The organism is Borborobacter arsenicus (assembly GCF_003934165.1).
Taxonomy (GTDB): domain Bacteria; phylum Pseudomonadota; class Alphaproteobacteria; order Rhizobiales; family Rhizobiaceae; genus Pseudaminobacter; species Pseudaminobacter arsenicus.
In genome coordinates this window covers 179,957-201,654 of sequence record NZ_ML133511.1, presented here as the reverse complement: position 1 = coordinate 201,654, position 21,698 = coordinate 179,957, and the positions used below count along the sequence as shown (strand labels likewise).

Here is a 21,698-nt window from a genome sequence, read left to right as displayed (position 1 = left end):
ACGGAGAGTTCGCGAGTGGGTGTCGTTGTCAACATCGATAATGGGAAGCGTGAGGGCGCCTCCATCAAGGAACTGATCGGGTTGACGGCAGCCGATATGGGCCGGGTCAACAAGCTGATCCTGTCCAAGGCCGGCTCCGATGTCGAGATGATACCGGAGGTCGCCAATCACCTGATCTCGTCTGGCGGCAAGCGGCTGCGGCCGATGTTGACGCTCGCTGCCGCCCAGATGTTCGGCTATGAGGGCGAAAGCCACATCAAGCTGGCGACCAGCGTCGAATTCATGCACACGGCAACCTTGCTGCATGACGACGTAGTCGATGAAAGCGGCATGCGGCGCGGCAAGAAGACGGCACGCATGATCTGGGGCAACCAGGCCAGCGTGCTGGTGGGCGATTTCCTGCTCGGCCAGGCGTTTCGGCTGATGGTCGATGTCGGCTCGCTCGATGCTCTGGATATCCTGTCCACGGCTGCTTCCATCATCGCCGAGGGCGAGGTGATGCAGCTCGCTGCGGCCAAGAACCTCGAGACGACCGAGGACGAGCATTTCTCCGTGATCAAGGCCAAGACCGCCGCGCTGTTTTCGGCTGCGGCCGAAGTCGGGCCGGTCATTGCCGGGGCTTCCAAGCCTGAACGGGCCGCGCTGCGCTCCTACGGCATGAATCTCGGCCTCGCCTTCCAGCTTATCGACGATGCGCTGGACTATGGCGGCAATTCCACCGATCTGGGCAAGAATGTCGGCGACGATTTCCGCGAGGGCAAGGTCACGCTTCCCGTCATCCTCGCCTATCGGCGCGGCACGCCGGCCGAACGCGAGTTCTGGAAACACTCCATCGAGGAAAATGTCAGCGACGATGCCGCCTTCGAGAAGGCCACCGGCCTGATGGCGCGCCATGGCGCAATTGCCGATACGATCGGCCGCGCACGCCATTTCGGCGAGATTGCGCGCGATGCGCTGGCGCCGCTGGAGGCGACGCCACAAAAGGCAGCGCTGATCGACGTGATTGATTTCTGCATCAGCCGTGTGGTCTGACGGGCTTTCCGACGCTTGCCCGGCAGCCCAAACAGTGAATGCAGACGGCACGGATTGAACCGCGACCGCAAAAAGGCCATGCTTTTGCGCTCTATCGTCCAATGAGTCATGCGTCCGAGCAAGCGGCGCGGCGGGAAGGGATCATAATGCGGCAAAGACGCGTTGCCTGGCTTGCAGGTGCTTCGATACTGGCCGGGCTGCTGGCGATGGCGCCGCCCGCACTTGCCAAGCAACCCGACCAGCCGGTCAAGATCAGTTCGCTTTCGGGCGCCTATCTGGCGGCGCGCGTGGCCGAAGTCGACAATGACCTCGACAGCGCCATCGCCTATTACAAGCGCGCGCTCGCCTTCGACACCGAGAACGAGCAGTTGCAGCAAAGCCTGATGCTGGCCCTGATTGCGCAGGGGCGCTTCGAAGAATCGCTGCCCTATGCCGAAAAGCTCAAGAAGGTGCCCGACATCGAGCGCTTCTCGCGCGTGGCGCTGGCGGTCGAGGCCTTCCGCAAGAAAGACTATGCGGCGGCCGAAACCCTGCTCAAGCTCAGCCTCGAATCGGATCTCGACCGGCTGATCTCCAGCGTGATGACGGCCTGGGCCAAGACGGGCGACGGCGACAGCAAGGACGCAATGAGCTATCTGGAAAAGCTCAAGGGTCCGGAATGGTATCAGCTGTTCACGACCTATCACCGGGCCCTGATTGCCGATGTCGCTGGAGATACGGAAGCAGCGGACCGCATTTTCGGTGAGGTGATCGACAACGTCCAGGCCGGCGGGGCAGCACCCGAGACCTGGCTGCGGGCCGCCGAAGCCCACGCCCGCTCGCTAGCCGCGCGCGGCGAAAAGGACAAGGCATTGGCCGTGCTGGACAAGGCGGAAGGCTTCGTGTCCGGCCGGGTGCCGCTGATTGCCCTGCGCGCAAGAATTGAAAGCGGCGAGGCGGTTTCCCCGCTTGTTGCCGATCCGGCGACAGGTTCCAGCGAAATCCTGCTCGATCTGGCCAGCGCGCTCAATCGCGGCGGCGGCGAGCCCTTCGTGCGTATCTATCTGCAATATGCGCTGGCGCTTAAGCCCGACAGCGACGCCGTGCTGTTGCAGCTTGCCGGGGTTGCCGAGCAACAGGAGAAGGCCGAGGAGGCGATCGCGCTCTACCAGCGCGTGCCGGCGGATTCGCCGCTGAAGCGCGCCGCCGAATTGCAACTCGGGCTCAACCTTGCCGATCTCGACCGGCATGAGGAGGCGATAGCCCATCTCAAGGCGCTGCTCGACCAGGACCCCGAAGACATGCGCGCCTATCTGGCGCTGGGCGGGGTCTATTCATCGACCGAGAATTTCCGCGCCGCCGCCGATGTCTATGACAAGGCGGTGGCCAAGCTTGCCGAGCCGGAGACGTCTAACTGGAATATCTTCTACCAGCGCGGCATCGCCTATGAGCGGCTGAAGGAATGGCCGAAGGCCGAGCCGAATTTCCGCAAGGCGCTGGAGCTTCAGCCCGACCAGCCGCAGGTGCTGAACTATCTCGGCTATTCCTGGGTCGACATGGATTTGAACCTGGAAGAAGGCCTCGACATGATCCGCAAGGCGGTCGAACTGCGGCCAAGTGATGGCTACATCGTCGATTCGCTCGGCTGGGCCTATTACAAGCTCGGCCGCTTCGACGAGGCCGTGACCGAACTTGAGCGCGCCGTTTCGCTGAAGCCCGACGACCCGATCCTCAACGATCACCTTGGCGATGCCTATTGGCGCGCCGGTCGCAGGCTTGAGGCGACGTTCCAGTGGAGCCATGCGCGCGACATGAAGCCGGAGCCAGACGTGCTGGCGCAAGTGCAGAAGAAACTGGCCGAGGGCCTGCCGCCACTGGAAGGCAAGAAGGCAGCAGAAACGCCAACTGCCCCAGCCGCGCCTGCTGCGGAACCGGCACCCACGCCTGTGCCGGACAAGAAAAGCGAGCTCGGCCAGCCGCCGGAAAAACTCGGTGCGACGCCCGCGGCCTACAAGGTGCTGCCCGGCCAGTCGCTCTGGTCGATCGCCACCGAAGTGCTGGGCAGCGGCAATCGCTACCAGGAGATATTGCATCTTAATCCGCAGCTTCAGGGCGATCCGGGCCGCATCGTGCCGGGACAGCAGCTCATACTACCGGTAGTGGCCGACTGATCATTCAGCGATCTTCTTCGTCATCCCGGAACGCTGCGTAGCGATAGCAAGCAGCGTATCCGGGATCCATTCCGCCTACCTTCGAGATCAATCACGGAATGGGTCCCGGCTCTTCTCTCGCTTCGCTCGATCGGCCGGGATGACGCGGGTCTGGTGCGCTCGATCGGCCCGGATGCCGCGCTGATGTTTCCCCGTCTCTTCTACTTTGGCAAAACTTGACGCTTCCGGCCGGCCGGAATAGGACGGGCCATCTTTTGGCCCGATCCGCCGAGGCTCCCCGTGACCGTGAAATTGCCCGCCCATATGCATCCCAGCCGCTCGTTCCAGGGGCTGATCCTGACGCTGCATGAATATTGGGCGAATTACGGTTGCGTGGTGCTGCAGCCCTACGACCTCGAAGTCGGCGCCGGCACCTTCCACCCGGCGACCACGCTGCGCGCGCTGGGGCCGAAGCCGTGGAACGCTGCCTATGTCCAGCCCTCGCGCCGGCCCAAGGACGGCCGCTATGGCGAGAACCCGAACCGGCTGCAGCACTACTACCAGTATCAGGTGATCCTGAAGCCCAACCCGGTCAATCTGCAGGAGCTCTATCTGGGCTCGCTCGACGCCATCGGCGTCGATCCGCTGCTGCATGACATCCGCTTCGTCGAGGATGACTGGGAAAGCCCGACGCTGGGTGCCTGGGGGCTGGGCTGGGAATGCTGGTGCGACGGCATGGAAGTGTCACAATTCACCTATTTCCAGCAGGTCTGCGGCATCGAATGTGCGCCGGTGGCGGGCGAGCTGACCTACGGTCTGGAGCGGCTGGCCATGTATGTGCAGGGCGTGGACAATGTCTACGATCTGAATTTCAACGGCCGCGAAGGGGCCGAGAAGGTGACCTATGGCGACGTGTTCCTGCAGGCCGAGCAGGAATATTCGCGCTACAATTTCGAGCATGCCGATACCGCCATGCTCTTGAAGCATTTCGAGGATGCGGAAGCCGAATGCGAGGCGTTGCTGAAGGCCGGCGCCGATAGGGTGGACGGCAAGCCGCACCAGATGGTGCTGCCGGCCTATGACCAGTGCATCAAGGCAAGCCATGTTTTCAACCTGCTCGACGCGCGCGGCGTCATCTCGGTGACCGAGCGGCAGAGCTACATTCTGCGCGTGCGCAACCTGTCGCGCCAATGCGGCGAGGCATTTTTGCAGACCGAGGCCGGCGGCTTTGGTTACATTGGCGAGGCCGCGTAATGCCTGATCTTCTGCTTGAACTTCGTTCTGAAGAGATTCCCGCGCGCATGCAGCGCAAGGCGGCGGGCGACCTGAAGAAGATGGTGGCCGACGGTCTGGTGGAGGCCGGGCTGACCTATGAGGCGGCGCGCGAATATTGGACGCCGCGGCGGCTCACACTCGACATTCGCGGTCTGACGGCGCGCTCGCGCGATGTGCAGGAAGAACGGCGCGGCCCCAGCACCAAGGCACCGGAGCAGGCGATTGCCGGCTTCCTGCGCTCGGCGGGCCTGAGCGATATCGGCCAGGCCGAGATCCAGTCCGATCCCAGGAAGGGCGATTTCTACATTGCCCGTATCTCGAAGCCGGGCAGGGCGGCCGAAGAGATCATTGCCGAACTGATACCGGCGGTAATCCGAGCCTTTCCCTGGCCGAAATCCATGCGCTGGGGGCCGGCTTCGGCCAGGCCCGGCAGCCTGCACTGGGTTCGTCCGCTGCAATCGATCGTCTGCACCTTCGGCCCGGAGACGGAAGAACCGATGGTGGTCGATTTCGAGGTGGGCGGCATCCGCTCCGGCAACGTCACCTATGGCCACCGCTTCCATGCCCCGGAGGCAATCAGCGTGCGCCGCTTCGAGGATTATGTAGCGAAGTTGGAAGCGGCCAAAGTCGTGCTCGATGCAGACCGGCGCAAGGAGATCATCCTTGCCGATGCGCGCAACCTCGCCTTTGCCAATGGGCTGGAACTGGTCGAGGACGAGGGGCTGCTGGAGGAGGTTTCCGGGCTGGTCGAATGGCCGGTGGTGCTGCTTGGCGAGTTCGAGCAGGACTTCCTCGATATCCCTGCCGAAGTGATCCGGCTGACCATCCGTGCCAACCAGAAATGCTTCGTGACACGGGTTCAGGACGAGGCGGAAAACCTCTCCAATCGCTTCATCCTCGTTGCCAATATCGAGGCGAAGGACGGCGGCAAGGAAATCGCTCACGGCAATGGCAAGGTGGTTCGCGCCCGGCTGTCGGACGCCGTGCATTTCTGGAAAACGGACCAGGCAAACGTGCCGGACCTTGGCCTGCTGACGGCATCGGCGGAAAGATTCGGGCTCGATCTTGCCAAGCCGCTCGACCAGCGCATGGCCCGGCTCGATCATCTCGGCGTGACCTTCCATGCCAAGCTCGGTACGCAAGGGCAGCGCGTGGAGCGCATTGCAAGGCTGGCGCGCGAGATCGCGCCGATCGTCGGTGCCGATCCTGAATTGGCTGCGCGCGCGGCGGTGTTGGCCAAGGCCGATTTGCAGACCGAGATCGTCGGCGAGTTTCCCGAACTGCAAGGCGCTATGGGGCGCAAATATGCCGCTCTCCAGGGCGAGGATGCCAGCGTCGCTGCAGCGATCGAGGAGCATTACAAGCCGCAGGGCCCGTCCGACCGTGTGCCGGCCGATCCGGTTTCGGTGGCGATAGCGCTGGCCGACAAGCTCGACACGCTAGTTGGCTTCTGGGCCATCGACGAGAAGCCCACTGGTTCCAAGGACCCGTTCGCCCTGCGCCGCGCCGCGCTTGGCGTGATCCGGATCGTGGTGGAGAACGGGGTGAGGCTGGGGCTGAGCGATCAGTTCTCGCATGCCGCAACTCCCATCCTGCAGGGACGCTTGCTCGATCTCCCGACCGTCGACCTCCTCTCCTTCTTCCATGACCGTCTGAAGGTCTATCTGCGCGACCAGGGCGCGCGGCATGATCTGATCGACGCCGTGCTGGCGGCGGGCTCGCACTTGATCTCTCCCTCAAGGGGGGAGATCGCGCTGTCATCCAACGACGACCTTCTGATGATCGTGCGTCGCGTCGAAGCGCTGGGCAAGTTCCTCGACAGCGAGGACGGCAAGAACCTTTTGGCTGGCACCAAGCGCGCGGCAAACATCCTGGCCGCCGAGGAGAAGAAGAAGACGCGCATCGCGGATGCAGTCGATCCGGGGCTGCTTGCCGAAAATACCGAGAAAAAGCTGTTTGCGGCGGTGAATCAGGCTGAGAAGGAAGCCGGCCAAGCGATTCAGAATGAAGACTTTTCGGCCGCCATGCTGGCGCTTAGCGCATTGCGTGAACCGGTCGATACCTTCTTCGAAGACGTGCTGGTCAATGCCGAGGACGAGGCGGTGCGGGCCAACCGGCTGGCGCTCTTGGCGCGCATCCGTGCAGCTACCGACCAGGTGGCGGATTTCTCCAGGATCGCCGGATAGGTGTTTCGCCCCGCCGGCTGGAAGGCTATAGGCGGGCAGGTCGAAACGGGATGGAAAGCGTGGCGGATATTCTTGAAGGGGCGGCAGCTTTGGAGCGGGCGCTGGACCTGTTGGCGCAGGGCGAAGTGGTCGCCATCCCGACCGAGACGGTCTACGGGCTTGCCGGCGACGCCACCAATGGCGAGGCGGTGGCGCGGATTTTCGAGGCCAAGGGAAGGCCGCGCTTCAACCCGTTGATCGCCCATGTCGCCTCGCTGGAAATGGCCGAGAGCTTCGCTATATTCGATCCGCTGTCACGCCGGCTGGCGGAAAAATTCTGGCCCGGTCCGCTGACGCTGGTGCTGCGGCATCGCGAGGGCAGCGCGATCCATCCGCTGGTGCGCGCCGGCCTCGACACCATCGCGGTGCGCATGCCGCGCGGCTTCGGTGCGGGTCTGATCGGAAAATTCGGACGCCCGCTGGCCGCTCCCAGTGCGAACTCCTCAGGCCGCATCAGCCCGACTTCGGCTGCGGCCGTGGCGGTCGATCTCGGCGGGCGGATCAAGCTGGTGGTCGATGGCGGGGCAACGCCCGTTGGGTTGGAATCCACCATCGTCAAGGTCGAGGATGGCAGGCTGCATTTGCTGCGACCGGGCGGCATCACCGGGCCGGAACTTGTCGGCGTGGCGGGCACGCGGCTGCATCGCGGCGTGGAAGCCGGCATCCAGGCGCCGGGCATGATGGCCTCGCACTATGCGCCGGGGGCTGCGGTGCGGCTGGGAGTGGGAGAGGTGAGGCCCGGCGAGGCGCTGCTCGCCTTCGGGCCGGAGCGCGCCAAGGGGGCGGAGCATGCCGTCGCCATACTGAACCTGTCGCCCCGCGGTGACCTGCGCGAGGCGGCGAGCAATCTTTTCGCCCATCTCCAGGCGCTTGACCGCAGCGGTGCCGCCGTCATTGCCGTGGAGCCGATCTCGGCGGAAGGACTGGGAGAAGCGATCAACGACCGTCTGGCGCGGGCAGCCGCGCCGCGTGACAACGCCGCCGCCGCCTCGTAGGCTGGTCTTATGACCGGTACACTCGACCCTGCCTTGCTCGACCGTTTTGCGGCAATCGTCGGCGAGCGCCATGCACTGCGCGATATAGCCGAAACCGCGCCCTATCTGACCGAGCGGCGGGCCTTGTTTGCCGGCATCTCGCCGCTGGTGCTGCGGCCCGGCAGCGTGGACGAGGTGAGCCGCATCATGCAGCTTGCCACTCAGACGCGCACGCCGATCGTGCCGCAGGGCGGCAATACCGGACTGGTCGGAGCGCAGATGCCGGATCGCTCGGGCGGGCAGGTCGTCCTGTCGCTGTCGCGCCTCAACCGCATCCGCGAGATCGACACGCTGTCCAATACAGTGACAGCCGAAGCCGGCGTCGTGCTGGAGGCGCTGCATGCGGCGGTCGATGCCGCCGACCGGTTGTTTCCGCTGTCGCTCGGTTCGCAGGGCTCATGCGAGATCGGCGGCAATCTGTCGTCCAATGCCGGCGGCACCGGCGTTCTGGCCTATGGCAATGCGCGCGAACTGTGCCTTGGCCTCGAGGTCGTGCTGCCGACGGGTGAGGTGTTCGACGATTTGCGCAAGCTGAAGAAGGACAATACCGGCTACGATCTGAAGAACCTTTTTATCGGCGCGGAAGGCACGCTGGGCGTCATCACCGCCGCCGTGCTGAAGCTGTTCGCTAGGCCGAAGGGCAGAGAGGTCGCCTGGGTGGGGCTTAAATCGCCGCAGGCGGCCCTTGACCTGTTTGGCCGCGCCACGGATCAGGCCGGCGGCAGCCTGACCGCTTTCGAACTCATTTCCGACATGGTGCTCAGCTTTGCCGTGCGGCACATCGCCGATACGCATGCGCCGCTGCAAGGCGAGTGGCCCTGGCATGTGCTGATCGAGATTTCATCGGGGCGCTCGGCAAAGGATGCCAGGACCCTGATGGAGGAGGTGCTGATTGCAGCCTTGGAAGAGGAGATCGCCGGCGATGCGGTGATTGCCTCCAGCTTGGCGCAGGCGAGCGCGTTCTGGCGGCTGCGCGAAAGCCTGTCGGATTCGCAGCGGCCCGAAGGCGGCTCGATCAAGCATGATATTTCCGTGCCGGTGGCCTCGATCCCGCAATTCATCGAGCGGGGCGCGAAGGCGGTCGCTGCGGTCTGCCCCGGCGCACGCATCGCCTGTTTCGGCCATATGGGCGACGGTAATCTGCACTACAATATTTCGCAGCCGGTGGGCATGGAGGCGGAGGCCTTCCTGGGGCTCTATCCGCAGATGAACAAGGCGGTGCACGACCTGGTGCGCGAGATGAACGGTTCGATCTCGGCGGAGCACGGCATCGGCCAGATGAAGCGCGCCGAACTGATCGCCACCAGCCAGCCCATCGCCATCGACCTGATGAGGCGCATGAAAGCCGCCTTCGATCCGGCCGGGATCATGAATCCCGGCAAGGTGATTTAGGCGCTATCCACGTCATCCCGGAATGCTGTGAAGCGCAGCAAGCAGCGTATCCGGGATCCACTCCGTGACGCTGAAAATCCGCGGAATGGGCCCCGGCTCGCTATCGCTTCGCTCTCTTGGCCGGGATGACGAGCGACGGTGGATTCACCCCTCCTTCAGACAGGTTTACAACATGTTGTGGCAGGTCGGATTCCGATAACCATGCTGTAGATCAGGAAAATTTAACCGACTTTTTTAAGCCCGGCGGTAAGAACCCCGCGCTACGCTTCTTCCCATAACGAGACCGGGAAAACCGGTTCGGGGAGACCGGAAAACCGGCTCTCGGAAGTAACAGGAAGAAGGCACCAATATGAGCACCGGACTGAAGCCAGTCTGGGCGGGGCGCAATATGCGCCTCGACCCGTTGCGTCTGCCCCAGATGGTCAGCTACGCCACTTGCGACGATTTCGGCGATGTCACTTTTACCATCGACCAGCGCGGGGCGACCGTGCGGCGCATCCTGCAGAAGAGCCATCTGCCGGCGACTGTCGTGATGCCGGCAAATGCCTTCCGCGGCGTGGCAGCCCGCGCCATCGAGGATGACACCTATCAGGTCACGGTGACGCTGGAACTGCTGCACAACGACCCGATGCTGTCGGTGCCGCTGCTGGTGGCCGACAATCTGGAAGATGTCGCCGCCGACTGGCGCGCCTGGGCAGAAGCCTACCGGCTGCCGATGCTCTTGATCGAGGCCGACGGCGTTGCCCGCACGCTGGACGAATCCCTGGGTGCGGCCATCGGCACGCTGCCGCCGCAGGAGCGCCGCAAGGGCAGGCCGACCGTGGCCCGCCGCTCGCGCTTCCAGGCCCGCCGCAAGACCGGAAATCTCGGCCTGCGTCTGGTGGTGAATGGCGAGGAAATCATCGCCCGCGAGTAGGCGATTGCAAGCATTTGGTCTTTGCCGTCCGCGGGTGATGCTCGTGGACGGTGAAGGCTGTTGGCGTTCAAGAACGTTCGAAAGCGAGTTTTGAAATTCCCCTCTCCGGCTCGGCTTCGCCTCGCCACCTCTCCCCCGCAAGCGGGGGCGAGGAACGGCACTCGCCGAAGTCGCGGCATCCCAGAACTTGGGTTCCTCGCCCCCATGAAAATGGGGGAGAGGTGCTGAGCGAAGCGAAGCGGAGAGGAGAGGGGGTTAGTGAAAGGTGGGTGCAGCCACCTCACACCAACGGCTTCAACGCCACCCAGACACCACCACCGACGAGACCGAGGAAGATCAGCCAGCCGACGGTGCCGTTAGACTTGAACAAGGCAAGGCACTGGTCCGGGTTGTCGATGTCGAGGACCCGGATCTGGCGCAGCATGTGGGCGCCGGCGGCAAGCAGGCCGGCCAGCGCCGGCATCGGCGCTTCCGCCAGGGCGAAGGCGGACGCAAAGCAGATCAGCGCGCCGCCATAGAGCCCCATCAGCCAGCTTTTGGTATTCTCGCCGAACAGCCTTGCGGTGGAACGCACGCCGACAAGGGCGTCGTCCTCCTTGTCCTGATGGGCGTAGATCGTGTCATAGCCGATCACCCACATGATCGAACCGGCATAAAGCAGGATCGCCGGGCCGTCGATATCGGCGAATTCGGCTGCCCAGCCCATCAGCGCGCCCCAGGAAAATGCAAGTCCCAGAACGAATTGCGGCCAGTTGGTGATTCGCTTCATGAAGGGATAGGCGGCCACGATCACCAGGGAGGACAGGCCGAGCAGGATGGCGAAGCTGTTGAATTGCAGCAGGACCACAAGGCCGACCAGCGCCTGGGCGACGAGGAACAGCCACGCCTGCCGGCGGGTGACCTGGCCGGAAGGCAGCGGCCGCGAACGCGTGCGCTCGACCTGTGCGTCGATCTTCTCGTCGACGAGGTCGTTATAGGTGCAGCCTGCGCCGCGCATCGCAATCGCACCGATGAGGAAGAGCACGAGATACCATGGGTCGGGCAGCAGGGTCATAAGCGGCTCGCCCGGACGGGCGAAAGCGCTGGCCGCAAGGGCTGCCGACCACCAGCAGGGCCACAAAAGCAGGATCCAGCCGATCGGCCGGTCCCAGCGCGCAAGCTGGGCATAGGGCCACACCGCGCGCGGCAGCACCCGGTAGACCCAATGGCCGCTTGGCGCGTCGGCGACCCGGCCCTGCGCCTCTTTCGACTGAATATTTTCCATGAAACTGACGTGACAGCAGCCGGCGCAGGCGTCAAGACGATGAATTGTCCTTGATCAGTCAAAGCGTGAGGTTGACCTGCGCTTCCATGCGCCATACCGGAAAGCTGTGAGGTCGTGACAGGAAGCGGAGCACAGCAAGCATGAATGTTCTTCTGGTCGGTTCGGGCGGGCGCGAACATGCGCTGGCATGGAAGATCGCCGCCTCGCCGCTGCTGACGAAGCTTTATGCCGCGCCGGGCAATCCAGGCATTGCCAGGGAAGCCGAGATCGTCGCGCTCGACGTCAATAACCATGGCGCTGTAGCGGCCTTCTGTCGCGACAAGGCGATCGATCTGGTCGTGGTGGGGCCTGAGGCACCGCTTGTCGCCGGCCTGGGGGATGATCTGCGTGCCGCCGGCATTCGCGTCTTCGGTGCTTCGGCCAAGGCCGCGCAGCTCGAAGGCTCCAAGGGCTTCACCAAGGATCTATGCCGCGAATACGGCATCCCCACCGCCGCCTATGAGCGCTTTTCCGATGCGGCTGCCGCGCGCGCCTATGTGGAGGCAAAGGGTGCGCCCATTGTGGTCAAGGCCGACGGGCTGGCGGCCGGCAAGGGCGTCACCGTGGCGATGACGCTGGACGAAGCACTGGCGGCCATCGATGCCTGTTTCGACGGCACCTTCGGCGGCGCCGGCGCCGAAGTCGTGGTCGAGGACTTCCTGACCGGCGAGGAGGCGAGCTTCTTTTGCCTGTGCGACGGAACGACGGCGCTGCCCTTCGGCACGGCGCAGGACCACAAGCGGGTGGGCGACGGCGATACCGGTCCCAATACCGGCGGCATGGGCGCCTATTCGCCCGCCCCGGTGATGACGCAGGAGATGATCGACCGCACCATGCGCGAGATCATCGAGCCGACCATGCGCGGCATGAAGGAGATGGGCGCGCCCTTTGCCGGCGTGCTGTTTGCCGGGTTGATGATCACCGATCAGGGGCCGGAGCTGATCGAATACAATGTCCGCTTCGGCGATCCTGAATGCCAGGTGCTGATGATGCGGCTGAAGGACGATATTCTGGTGCTGCTGAATGCGGCCGCCGACGGCCAGCTTGCCCATATGTCGGTGCGCTGGCGCGACGAGGCGGCGCTGACGGTGGTGATGGCCGCTCCGGGTTATCCCGGCACGCCGGAGAAGGGCTCGGTGATTGGCGGGCTGGACGATGCAGGCGAGGGCGCCGAAATCTTCCATGCCGGCACCGCCTCGAAGGAAGGCGCGATCATCGCCAATGGCGGGCGTGTGCTCAACGTCACGGCACTCGGCAAGACGGTGAGCGCGGCACAGAAGGCGGCCTATGAGGCGATCGGCCGGATCGATTGGCCGGAAGGCTTTTACCGGCGCGACATCGGCTGGCGTGCGGTGGAAAGGGAGGAGCAGCAATGACGGTGACGATCTATCACAATCCGGCCTGCGGCACCTCGCGCAACACGCTGGCGATGATCCGCGCCTCGGGCGAGGAGCCGGAAGTCATCCTGTATCTGAAGACGCCACCCTCGCGCGAGACGCTTGTGAAGCTGCTTGGCCGGATGAAGATGAAGCCGCGCGACTTGCTGCGGCGCCGCGGCACGCCCTATGACGAGCTTGGGCTGGACGATCCCAAATGGAGCGACGACGAGCTGATCGATTTCATGATCGCCCATCCTATCCTGATCGAGCGTCCCATTGTGGTGACGGACAAGGGCGCGATGCTGGCGCGGCCTTCCGAGAAGGTGCTCGAAATCCTCGACAATCCCGAAATTGGCAGCTTCACCAAGGAAGACGGCGAAGTGGTCAAGGGGAAGAAGTAGGCTTCTTTTCCGCAGCCCTCGACTAGCCGGCATCCCGGAACGGTGCGTAGCGTAAGCAAGCAGCGTATCCGGGACCCATTCCACTTGACCTTCCAACTTCACGGAATGGGTCCCGGCTCGCGTGTCGCTTCGCTCCCTTGGCCGGGATGACTCGCGTGCGGCTTACGGCAATTCCGTCCGGCCCGGGATAGTCGCGGTGGTGATCGGGTCTACGCCGATGGCGATTTCCTGCTGGCCGAAGGGCCAGGCGATCAGCGTCTGCTTGAGGCCCACCAGATAGCTGGCAATGCGGGCGAAGAACTTCGAACCCTTCTCCGCAGCGGCGGCATAGGTAGCGCGCTCGGGGTAGTGCTGGCCGCGCACCTGGAAGGCGTTTTCCAGCGCCACCAGCGCGCTGGCCTTTTCCACCGGCGCATAGGCAAGCGTGACTTCGCCCGCCAGGCCCTCGGCGCGCGCAATCGGCACCGGTACACTGGCGATCATCTCGACCGGAACGTCGAGCAGCCCGCCGAACGGCCATGCCTCGCGCAGTTCCTTTGCATCCATCGAGGCGACATTGACGTCGATGTCGGTCGGCGTGCCGGGCACGCGGTAGGGGCAGCTTTTTTCATTGCAATTGGCCCGCGCGGAAAACTGCCACAGTGCATAGCCCTGCCAGTTACCCTTGGGGAAGTGGATGCCGATCTCGGGCTTGTAGCGCGCATACCAGAGCGGCAGGCGCGACAGCAGCGAATATTTTTCGCGGTTGTCGGCAATGTGCTGGGCGGTCGCGCCGTTGGTGTAGAGGATCGGGAAGCGGCCTATGCGCCGATGGACGTGACGCACGAATTCCTCGGCATCTTCCAGCGACATCCATTTTTCCGGATCATTGTCCTCGATATCCAGCGCCAGCAGGTCGTCAGGGCCGGGTTCGGCGAAATCAATGAAATTATTGGCCTGGTCGATGGGGTTGCCGGGGCGGGCGAGATGATAGGCGCCCCATTCGAGCCCGAGTGTCTTGGCCACCGTCTTTCTCGTATGGAAAAGCTCGCGCGCTACCGCATGGCGCTTCCACAATGCCTTGCAAAGGCTGACTTCCGTGTCGTTGCCCTTGCAGGCATAGGGTGGCGACAGCCCGTCCGAAGCCTTGTTGATGAAGCCGACGATGCGCTTGTCGGTGACGAGCTTCTGCCAGTCGATCGAATTATATTCATAGGCATCGACCACCAACGCCCGGTCGCTGCGCTTCCAGGGCTGGGAGAAATCCGACGCTGAGCCGGGAGCGACCCAGGCGCTCAGCGCGACACCGACCGCGCAGAGCAGGCGGCGAAGATTGCGGGGAGCAAAAAGCGTCAAATCGAGGTTCCGTGCACAGCGTTGATCGTCGGCATGTCGTGATTGCCCGGAACCGCGTCCCACTCCGGGTACGACACTCAAGGCTGCAATCTTGAAGCTTTTATGGTTAACGAAATGGCCTAATTGGGACCGGGAGAATGCGCTCTATCGACGCGGCCGGGAAAATGGGAAGCGAGGCCCGACGCACTTCTTCATTGTTTGACGTTTACGTCAAAAGTAGGTAGGCACAGCAGGCTGATTTTTTGGTTTTGCGGTAGCCGGGTGCGGCGGATTTCGCATAAGCTCGGCGCGCATTCCCTGCACGAAAGCGGATCGAGGAAGGATCAAGATGTATCGCGCACCCGTTGAGGATATCGCCTTCACGCTGAAGCACATTGTCGGGCTCAAGGCGGCGCTGGAAGAAGGCATCTTCAGCGATCTGGACGAGGATGTGGTCGACGCGATCCTTCAGGAGGCAGGGCGGTTCGCAACCGACGAGGTGGCGCCGGCGCGCGAGGCGGGCGACCGCAACGGTTCCGTCCTCGAAAACAAGGCGGTGACGACGCCGCCCGGCTGGAAGGAGCTTTACCGTCGCTGGATCGAGGGCGGCTGGAACGCCCTTCAGGGCCCCGAAGCCTATGGCGGCCAGGGCCTGCCGGCCATGCTAGGGGTGGCAGCGCTGGAGATGTGGAATTCCGGCTCGATGGCTTTCGCGCTCGGGCCGACCCTGACCATGGGTGCTGTCGAGGCGATCGAGAAGCACGCCACCGAAGCCTTGAAGCGGACCTATCTGGAAAAACTGGTGTCCGGCGAGTGGATGGGCACCATGAACCTGACCGAGCCGCAGGCCGGCTCCGATCTTGCAGCGCTTCGCACTCGCGCCGAGCGCAGGGACGACGGCAGCTATCGGATTTTCGGCCAGAAGATCTTCATCACTTATGGCGAACACGATTTCACCGACAATATCGTCCATCTGGTGCTGGCCCGCCTGGCGGATGCGCCGGAAGGCACGCGCGGCATCTCGCTGTTCCTGGTGCCGAAATTCCTGGTCGAGCCGGACGGCTCGCTCGGCCGCCGCAACGATTTGTTCTGTGCCGGGCTGGAGGAAAAACTCGGTATCCACGCCTCGCCGACCTGCACCATGATTTATGGCGACGGTTCGGTGGAGGGCGAGGAGGCAGGCGCCGTCGGCTGGCTGATCGGCGAGGAAAATCGCGGCCTCGCTTGCATGTTCACGATGATGAACAATGCGAGGCTCGCGGTCGGCATCCAGGGCGTGGCGATTGCCGAGGCGGCGTTCCAGAAGGCGCTGGCCTATGCCAATGAGCGCCGGCAGGGCAAGGCGTCGAGCTATCATGGCGAAGGCATGGCGCCCATCGTCCACCATCCCGATATCCAGCGCACCCTTTTGACAATGCAGGCGCTGACGCAGACCGCCCGTGCCATCTGCTATGCCTGTGCCTATGCCACCGACCGGGCACGCGCGGCCGAAGGCGACGACAAGCAGCATTGGCAGGAGCGCGCCAATCTGCTGACGCCGCTGGCCAAGGCGTTTTCCACCGATATCGGCGTCGAAGTCGCCTCCATGGGCGTGCAGGTGCATGGCGGCATGGGCTTCATCGAGGAAACAGGAGCTGCGGCCCTGCTGCGCGATGCCCGCATCGCACCGATCTATGAAGGCACCAACGGCATCCAGGCGATCGATCTGGTGACGCGCAAGCTGCCGCAGAGCGGCGGCGATCACGTGCTGACCTATATTGCCGAACTGGAGGCGATTGCCGCCGAACTGCGCAACTCCAACCTGGCCGGCTTCGGTATCACCGCCAATGTGCTGGACGAGGCGCTGGCCGACCTGATCGAGGCGACGCAGTTCCTGCAGCAATGCGTAAGCGAAGGCCGCATGGACGAAGCGCTGGCCGGCGCCACGCCTTATCTGCGCCTGTTTTCGCTTGCCGCCGGCGGCGCCTATCTGGTGCGCGGCGCACTGGCGGCGGGTGGAACCCGCACGGCGCTTTGCCGTTTCTTTGCAGAGAACATGCTTGGCGAGACGGCGGCGCTCAAGCGCAGCGTTATGGACGGCGCCGATAGCCTCGCCGATGCGGGCAAAGGCTTGATTTCAGCCTGATGGGATTAGGGCAATGACCGATCATATCCTCATCGAACAGCGCGACTTCGTGCAGATCATCCGCATGAACCGTCCGGACAAGAAGAACGCCATCACACGCGCCATGTATGCCGCCATGGCCGGCGCGCTGACCGCGGGCGACGCCGATCCGCAAATCCGGGTGCATGTGTTCCTCGGCTCGCCCGGAGCATTTTCGGCCGGCAATGACCTCGCCGATTTCATGGCGGTCGCGATGGGCGGCGTGGCCGGCGACGAGGTCTGGGATTTCCTGCTGGCGTTGGCCGGCTCGCAAAAGCCGATTGTTTCAGGTGTGGACGGGATCGCGGTCGGCATCGGCACCACGCTCAACCTGCATTGCGACCTGACCTTTGCCACGCCGAGCACCATCTTCAAGACGCCCTTCGTCGATCTCGGCCTGGTGCCGGAGGCGGGCTCCAGCCTGCTTGCGCCGGCAATCCTCGGCAGGCAGCAGGCCTTTGCCCTGCTCGCTCTGGGCGAGGGGCTGCCGGCCGCTCAGGCCAGGGCCGCCGGCCTGATCTACAAGGTGGTGGATGAAGAGCTGCTGGAGGCGGAAGTGCTGGCCGCCGCAACCGCTATTGCAGCCAAGCCGCCGGAGGCGATGAAGATCACGCGCGATCTGATGCGCGCACCGCGCGAGGAACTGATTGCGCGGATCAGGCTGGAGGGCGAACATTTCCGTGAAAGGCTGACCTCTGACGAGGCCCGAAGCGCCTTTGCCGCCTTCATGAACCGGAAGAAATAGCCTTCCCGCCCATGCAAACGAGGTGATCCCGCCGAAGCGGGATCATCGGTTGGTTGAAATGTGCCTCACCGATAGGGCGAGTAGCACTGCTGGCGCGGGCCGTGATAGGGCTGGAACGTGTTGTCGTAGGCCCGGTAGGAGCGGTAGCGGTTGTAGCACCACTGCACATGCGCATTGCCGTAGCGTGGCGCGCGGTAGACGGGCGCCGGCTGGTTGGCGATGGCGCCGCCGACGATTGCGCCGAGCGCAAAGGCCGCAGGCGGGAACCACCAGCCATTATGGCTGCGCCAGCCCGGCCGATGATGGCGATAGCCGCGATGGCCGTTATAGTAGTGGCGGCCGTTGTGGCGATAATAGCCGCGGCGATGCTGCACCTGCTCGACATTGCTGTCGGCCGACGGGACGGCGATGCTGGCGCGCGGCATCGGAGCCGCCTGGGCGGGCACGGCTGCGGTTGCAACGGCGGTGATCGTCATTGCCGCAGCGCAAAGGGATGAAATCAGCTTCTTCATGGTTTCCTCGCTTTGGTTGATAACCGAAGCGCAGTCTTGCAACTGGCGGATGAACCCAAACTGAATAGGCCCATTAAAGTTTCGTAAGCTTTTCCTCCCGCTGTGGCCGGAATTTCGTCTTACGGATAAAGCCGCGACTTTTCCCAAGCGCCGCTTTCGGTGCGGCTGAAGACGATACGGTCGTGCAGGCGGAAGGGGCGGTCGTGCCAGAACTCGATCGTCTGCGGCAGGATGCGGAAGCCTGACCAATGGGCAGGCCGGGGGATTTCGCCGATAGCGTAGCGGGCGGTGTATTCGGCAACCGCCTTTTCCAGCGCAAAGCGGCTTTCTAGCGGGCGCGACTGTTTCGAGGCCCAGGCGCCGATGCGGCTGCCGCGCGGGCGGGTTGCGTAATAGGCGTCGGCCTCCTCGTCGCTGACGATTTCGACCGGCCCGCGCACCCGTACCTGCCGCCTGAGCGACTTCCAGTGGAAGCACATCGCCGCCTTCATGCTGCCCAGGATCTCACGGCCCTTGGCGCTCTCGAAATTGGTGTAGAAGACAAAGCCGTGCTCGTCGAAGCCCTTGAGCAGCACCATGCGCACATCCGGCATGCCCTGATCGTCCACCGTGGCGAGCGCGACCGCATTGGGATCGTTGGGCTCGGTCTTGCCTGCGTCGCCAAGCCACTCCGCAAAAAGCCGAAACGGCTCCGAACTCTGTGTAAAGTCACCGTCTGTTAAGGCTGATTCGGCCATAATTTTACTCGATTTGTTGTTGCTGCTGCGGAGATTGCCGATTGTCGCGCGTTGCGCAACCAAGGGGAACCAGCCTGTTGCGCCTTTCGCAAGGGCCACGCCATCTCGCAACCGCCATTTCGGTGGCCGGGCTTGCCCTGCTTTGTGGCTGCGCGGCAGGCGGCTTCAGCCTGGAAAAGGCTGCAGTCGACCAGAGCCTGATCACCGGCACCGTGCCGGCCAATACCCAGGCTTCCGTCGATTTCGAGCGGACGTCCGACGAGGCGACGATCCGCAATGCCGTTTCTTCGGTCGATATCGAAACCCTCGGCAGCACGCCGGTGCAATGGGCCAATGCCGCGACGGGCTCGCGCGGCGCCATCAACAATCTGGTCGAACACCGGCAGAACGGCTCGCTTTGCCGCAAATTCACCGCCTCGCGCGAGAGCTTCGACGGTGTCGGCCTCTATAATGGCGAAATCTGCATGGCGGGTCCCGGCGCCTGGCGAATGCTGGCCTTCCAGCCGGCGGCATAACCAGGCATCCATAATGGCACCACTGGAATTTCTTCCTAGTCGGGCGCATATAAGGGCCGAACCCTTATCGGCAGAAAATTCCGGCCAGGCATAAAGCATGCGCGATCCCTATGAAGTGCTGGGCGTTGCGAAGGACGCATCGGCCAAAGAGATAAAATCGGCATACCGTAAGCTCGCCAAGAAATATCATCCGGATCAGAACCCGGACGATCCCAAGGCGAAGGACCGTTTTGCCGCGGCCAACCAGGCCTATGAGATTCTCGGCGAGGAAAAGACCCGCCGTGCCTATGATCGCGGCGAGATCGACGCCGAAGGCAAGCAGAAATTCCACGGCTTCGAAGGCCGGCCCGGTGGCGATCCCTTCGCGGGCTTCCGCCGCCAGAGCCAGGGTGGCCCGGGCGGTGCGCATTTCGAGTTCCGCAGCAGCGGCATGGGCGCCGACCCTTTCGCCGACAGCGATATTTTCAGCGAGCTGTTCGGGCAGGGATTTGCCCGGCAGGGCGGCGCGCAGCGCGCTCCGGCCGGCGGCGACCTCAACGCCACGCTCGATGTCTCGATCGAGGAAATAGCCACTGCCGCCAAGGTGACCGCGCTGTTTCCGGGCGGGCGCAAGATCGCTGTGAAACTGCCGACCTATGTCGAGGAAGGCCAGACCATCCGCCTCAAGGGGCAGGGTGAGCAGGGTCCGGGGGGTGCTGGCGACGCGCTGGTGAAGATCCGCTTCAGGCGCCATCCGCGCTACCGGGTCGAAGGGCGCGACCTGCATGCCGATGTTCCGGTATCGCTGGCCGATGCCGTTCTTGGCGCCAAGGTTGCGGTGGAGACCCCGACCGGAAGGCTGGCGGTGAACGTTCCGGCCTGGTCGAGTTCCGACAAGGTGCTTCGGCTCAAGGGCAGGGGGCTGCCGGTGAAGACCGGCGGCCATGCCGATCTCTACGCCCATATCCGCGTCATGCTGCCGGAGGGCGGCGATCCGGAGCTGGAATCGCTGATGCGCAAGAAGGCCGAGTAATGCGGACCGTCCGGCAGGGCGGTGAAAGGCTGTGTTTCAATCAAGCTTGAAGGCACCCTGCCGCTATGCGATAGGGAGCATTCCCTGATTGCAGAGCGCGGAGAGTGATCGATGACGGTTGGACAGGGCCTGATGGCCGGCAAGCGTGGCCTGATCCTGGGTGTCGCCAACAACCGGTCGATCGCCTGGGGCATTGCCAAGGCATGTGCCGACCAGGGCGCCGAAATCGCGCTGACCTATCAGGGCGAGGCATTCCGCAAGCGCGTCGAGCCGCTTGCCACCGAACTTGGCGCCCATGTCGTCGGCCATTGCGATGTCACCGAGGCCGAGACGCTGGATGCGGTTTTTGCCAATGTCGCCGCCAAATGGGGCAAGCTCGACTTCCTCGTCCATGCCATCGCCTTCTCCGACAAGGAGGAACTGGACGGCCGCTATGTCGAGACCACGCGCGACAATTTCCTGCGCACGATGGACATCTCCGTCTATTCCTTCACCACCATTGCCAAGCGGGCCGAAGCTCTGATGCCCGATGGCGGCTCGCTTTTGACACTGACCTATTACGGTGCCGAGAAGGTGATGCCGCATTACAACGTCATGGGCGTGGCCAAGGCGGCCCTTGAGGCGAGCGTGCGCTATCTGGCGGTCGATCTTGGGTCGAAGAATATTCGCGTCAACGCCATTTCCGCCGGCCCGATCAAGACGTTGGCCGCTTCAGGCATCGGCGACTTCCGCTACATCCTCAAATGGAACGAATACAACTCGCCGCTGAAGCGGACGGTAACGCCCGAGGAAGTCGGCGATTCCGGCCTCTATTTCCTCTCCGACCTGTCGCGCGGCGTCACCGGCGAGGTTCACCATGTCGATGCCGGCTATCATGTCGTGGGCATGAAAGCCGTCGACGCTCCCGATATTTCGACCGTCAAGGACTGACGCCGGCCGTCAATCGGGGAGGTAACACGCCGCATGTCTCCGCTTGTCTATTTTGTGCGCCATGGTCAGACCATCTGGAACGCCGAGAAGCGTTTTCAGGGCCAGGCCGATACCGATATGACCGAGCGGGGCCGCTCCCAGGCTGACCGCAACGGCCGCAGGCTTGCCGAACTGATCGACAGGCCCGAGGATTTCGATTTCGTCGCAAGCCCGCTACGGCGCACGCGCGAAACCATGGAACGCATTCGTATTGCCATGGGTCTGCCGCCCGAGGGCTATCGCACCGATCCGCGGCTGATCGAGGTGCATTTCGGCGACTGGCAGGGCCTCACCTTTGCCGAGCTGGAGGCCCGTCACCCAGGCTCCACCAAGGTGCGCGCGCTCGACAAATGGCGCTTCGTGCCGCCGGGGTTGGGCGAAAGCTACCAGATGCTGCTCGAGCGCGTGCAGCCATGGTTCGAGAAACTGGAAAGGCCGACCGTCTGCGTCACCCATGGCGGGGTGATCCGCGCCATGTTCAGGCTGGTCGAAGCCATGCCGTCGGATGAGGCCGCGGCACTCGAAGTGGTGCAGGATCGTGTATTGCGGTTTCAGGACGGGAAACTGACCTGGCTGTAGCCTCGGTCGTTTTATCCTCTTACGCCCCATGCCCCTTACTCTCTCCCGTGAACGGACGAGGGCACAGGCGTTGCGGCAGGTCCCGG

The 21,698-nt window shown here is 63.6% G+C and carries 19 protein-coding genes; 15 read left to right on the top strand and 4 right to left on the bottom strand.

Annotation, left to right across the window (positions count from 1 at the left end):
• The first annotated feature begins 15 nt into the window (after positions 1-15).
• The 7 genes from EET67_RS05775 (at position 16) to EET67_RS05745 (ending at position 10,003) form a co-directional block, all read left to right on the top strand.
• Positions 16-1,032, top strand: coding sequence for a polyprenyl synthetase family protein (locus tag EET67_RS05775; RefSeq protein WP_128625269.1), 1,017 nt, complete (start codon positions 16-18; stop codon positions 1,030-1,032).
• Positions 1,033-1,178: 146 nt separating this feature from the next.
• The gene (locus tag EET67_RS05770) at positions 1,179-3,182 is read left to right on the top strand and encodes a tetratricopeptide repeat protein (protein ID WP_128625268.1); all 2,004 of its coding nucleotides are present in this window, start codon (positions 1,179-1,181) and stop codon (positions 3,180-3,182) included.
• 279 nt (positions 3,183-3,461) lie between these two features.
• Entirely contained in the window at positions 3,462-4,415 is a 954-nt protein-coding gene (locus tag EET67_RS05765) for a glycine--tRNA ligase subunit alpha (protein WP_128625267.1), read from the top strand.
• Complete coding sequence (glyS, locus tag EET67_RS05760; protein ID WP_128625266.1) at positions 4,415-6,622, top strand: glycine--tRNA ligase subunit beta; 2,208 nt, start codon at positions 4,415-4,417, stop codon at positions 6,620-6,622. Before EET67_RS05765 ends, glyS begins: the two co-directional genes overlap by 1 nt.
• 50 nt (positions 6,623-6,672) lie before the next feature.
• Entirely contained in the window at positions 6,673-7,656 is a 984-nt protein-coding gene (locus tag EET67_RS05755) for an L-threonylcarbamoyladenylate synthase (RefSeq protein ID WP_128625265.1), read from the top strand.
• Between the two features lie 9 nt (positions 7,657-7,665).
• Positions 7,666-9,087 (top strand): FAD-binding oxidoreductase, encoded by a 1,422-nt coding sequence (locus EET67_RS05750; RefSeq protein ID WP_128625264.1) that lies wholly within the window; start codon positions 7,666-7,668, stop codon positions 9,085-9,087.
• Positions 9,088-9,436: 349 nt separating this feature from the next.
• Entirely contained in the window at positions 9,437-10,003 is a 567-nt protein-coding gene (locus EET67_RS05745) for a DUF6101 family protein (protein WP_128625263.1), read from the top strand.
• A gap of 280 nt (positions 10,004-10,283) precedes the next feature.
• Here the strand turns inward: EET67_RS05745 and ubiA are convergent, their stop codons facing one another.
• Positions 10,284-11,267 (bottom strand): 4-hydroxybenzoate octaprenyltransferase, encoded by a 984-nt coding sequence (gene ubiA, locus EET67_RS05740; protein ID WP_128625262.1) that lies wholly within the window; start codon positions 11,265-11,267, stop codon positions 10,284-10,286.
• Positions 11,268-11,407: 140 nt separating this feature from the next.
• Here ubiA and purD point away from each other — a divergent pair, with 140 nt between their 5' ends.
• Both purD and arsC read left to right on the top strand, forming a co-directional pair.
• A complete protein-coding gene (purD, locus tag EET67_RS05735; RefSeq protein ID WP_128625261.1) occupies positions 11,408-12,682 on the top strand; it encodes a phosphoribosylamine--glycine ligase in 1,275 nt (424 codons plus the stop codon).
• Complete coding sequence (gene arsC, locus EET67_RS05730) at positions 12,679-13,086, top strand: arsenate reductase (glutaredoxin) (protein WP_128625260.1); 408 nt, start codon at positions 12,679-12,681, stop codon at positions 13,084-13,086. The genes purD and arsC overlap by 4 nt, the downstream gene beginning before the upstream one ends.
• Positions 13,087-13,248: 162 nt before the next feature.
• On the opposite strand, the gene EET67_RS05725 is transcribed toward arsC, so the two are convergent.
• Entirely contained in the window at positions 13,249-14,364 is a 1,116-nt protein-coding gene (locus tag EET67_RS05725; protein ID WP_425359509.1) for a glycoside hydrolase family 25 protein, read from the bottom strand.
• Positions 14,365-14,749: 385 nt separating this feature from the next.
• On the opposite strand from EET67_RS05725, the gene EET67_RS05720 reads away from it, so the two are divergent.
• On the top strand, positions 14,750-16,525 hold the full coding sequence (locus EET67_RS05720) for an acyl-CoA dehydrogenase family protein (protein WP_128625258.1): 1,776 nt from the start codon (positions 14,750-14,752) through the stop codon (positions 16,523-16,525).
• Between the two features lie 13 nt (positions 16,526-16,538).
• Positions 16,539-17,288 (top strand): crotonase/enoyl-CoA hydratase family protein, encoded by a 750-nt coding sequence (locus tag EET67_RS05715; protein ID WP_128625257.1) that lies wholly within the window; start codon positions 16,539-16,541, stop codon positions 17,286-17,288.
• A 65-nt stretch (positions 17,289-17,353) separates the two neighbouring features.
• Here the strand turns inward: EET67_RS05715 and EET67_RS05710 are convergent, their stop codons facing one another.
• Both EET67_RS05710 and pdxH read right to left on the bottom strand, forming a co-directional pair.
• On the bottom strand, positions 17,354-17,800 hold the full coding sequence (locus EET67_RS05710; protein WP_128625256.1) for a BA14K family protein: 447 nt from the start codon (positions 17,798-17,800) through the stop codon (positions 17,354-17,356).
• Between the two features lie 119 nt (positions 17,801-17,919).
• Entirely contained in the window at positions 17,920-18,537 is a 618-nt protein-coding gene (gene pdxH / locus EET67_RS05705) for a pyridoxamine 5'-phosphate oxidase (RefSeq protein WP_128625255.1), read from the bottom strand.
• 41 nt (positions 18,538-18,578) lie between these two features.
• Between pdxH and EET67_RS05700 the strand changes: the two genes are divergently transcribed.
• From EET67_RS05700 to EET67_RS05685, 4 genes are all read left to right on the top strand, one after another.
• The gene (locus EET67_RS05700; RefSeq protein ID WP_245450744.1) at positions 18,579-19,052 is read left to right on the top strand and encodes an RT0821/Lpp0805 family surface protein; all 474 of its coding nucleotides are present in this window, start codon (positions 18,579-18,581) and stop codon (positions 19,050-19,052) included.
• 97 nt (positions 19,053-19,149) lie between these two features.
• Complete coding sequence (locus EET67_RS05695; protein WP_128625254.1) at positions 19,150-20,064, top strand: DnaJ C-terminal domain-containing protein; 915 nt, start codon at positions 19,150-19,152, stop codon at positions 20,062-20,064.
• Between the two features lie 111 nt (positions 20,065-20,175).
• Positions 20,176-20,994, top strand: a complete 819-nt coding sequence (gene fabI / locus EET67_RS05690; RefSeq protein ID WP_128625253.1) for an enoyl-ACP reductase FabI — start codon at positions 20,176-20,178, stop codon at positions 20,992-20,994.
• Positions 20,995-21,027: 33 nt separating this feature from the next.
• Positions 21,028-21,612, top strand: coding sequence for a histidine phosphatase family protein (locus EET67_RS05685; protein WP_128625252.1), 585 nt, complete (start codon positions 21,028-21,030; stop codon positions 21,610-21,612).
• The last annotated feature ends 86 nt before the right edge of the window (positions 21,613-21,698 follow it).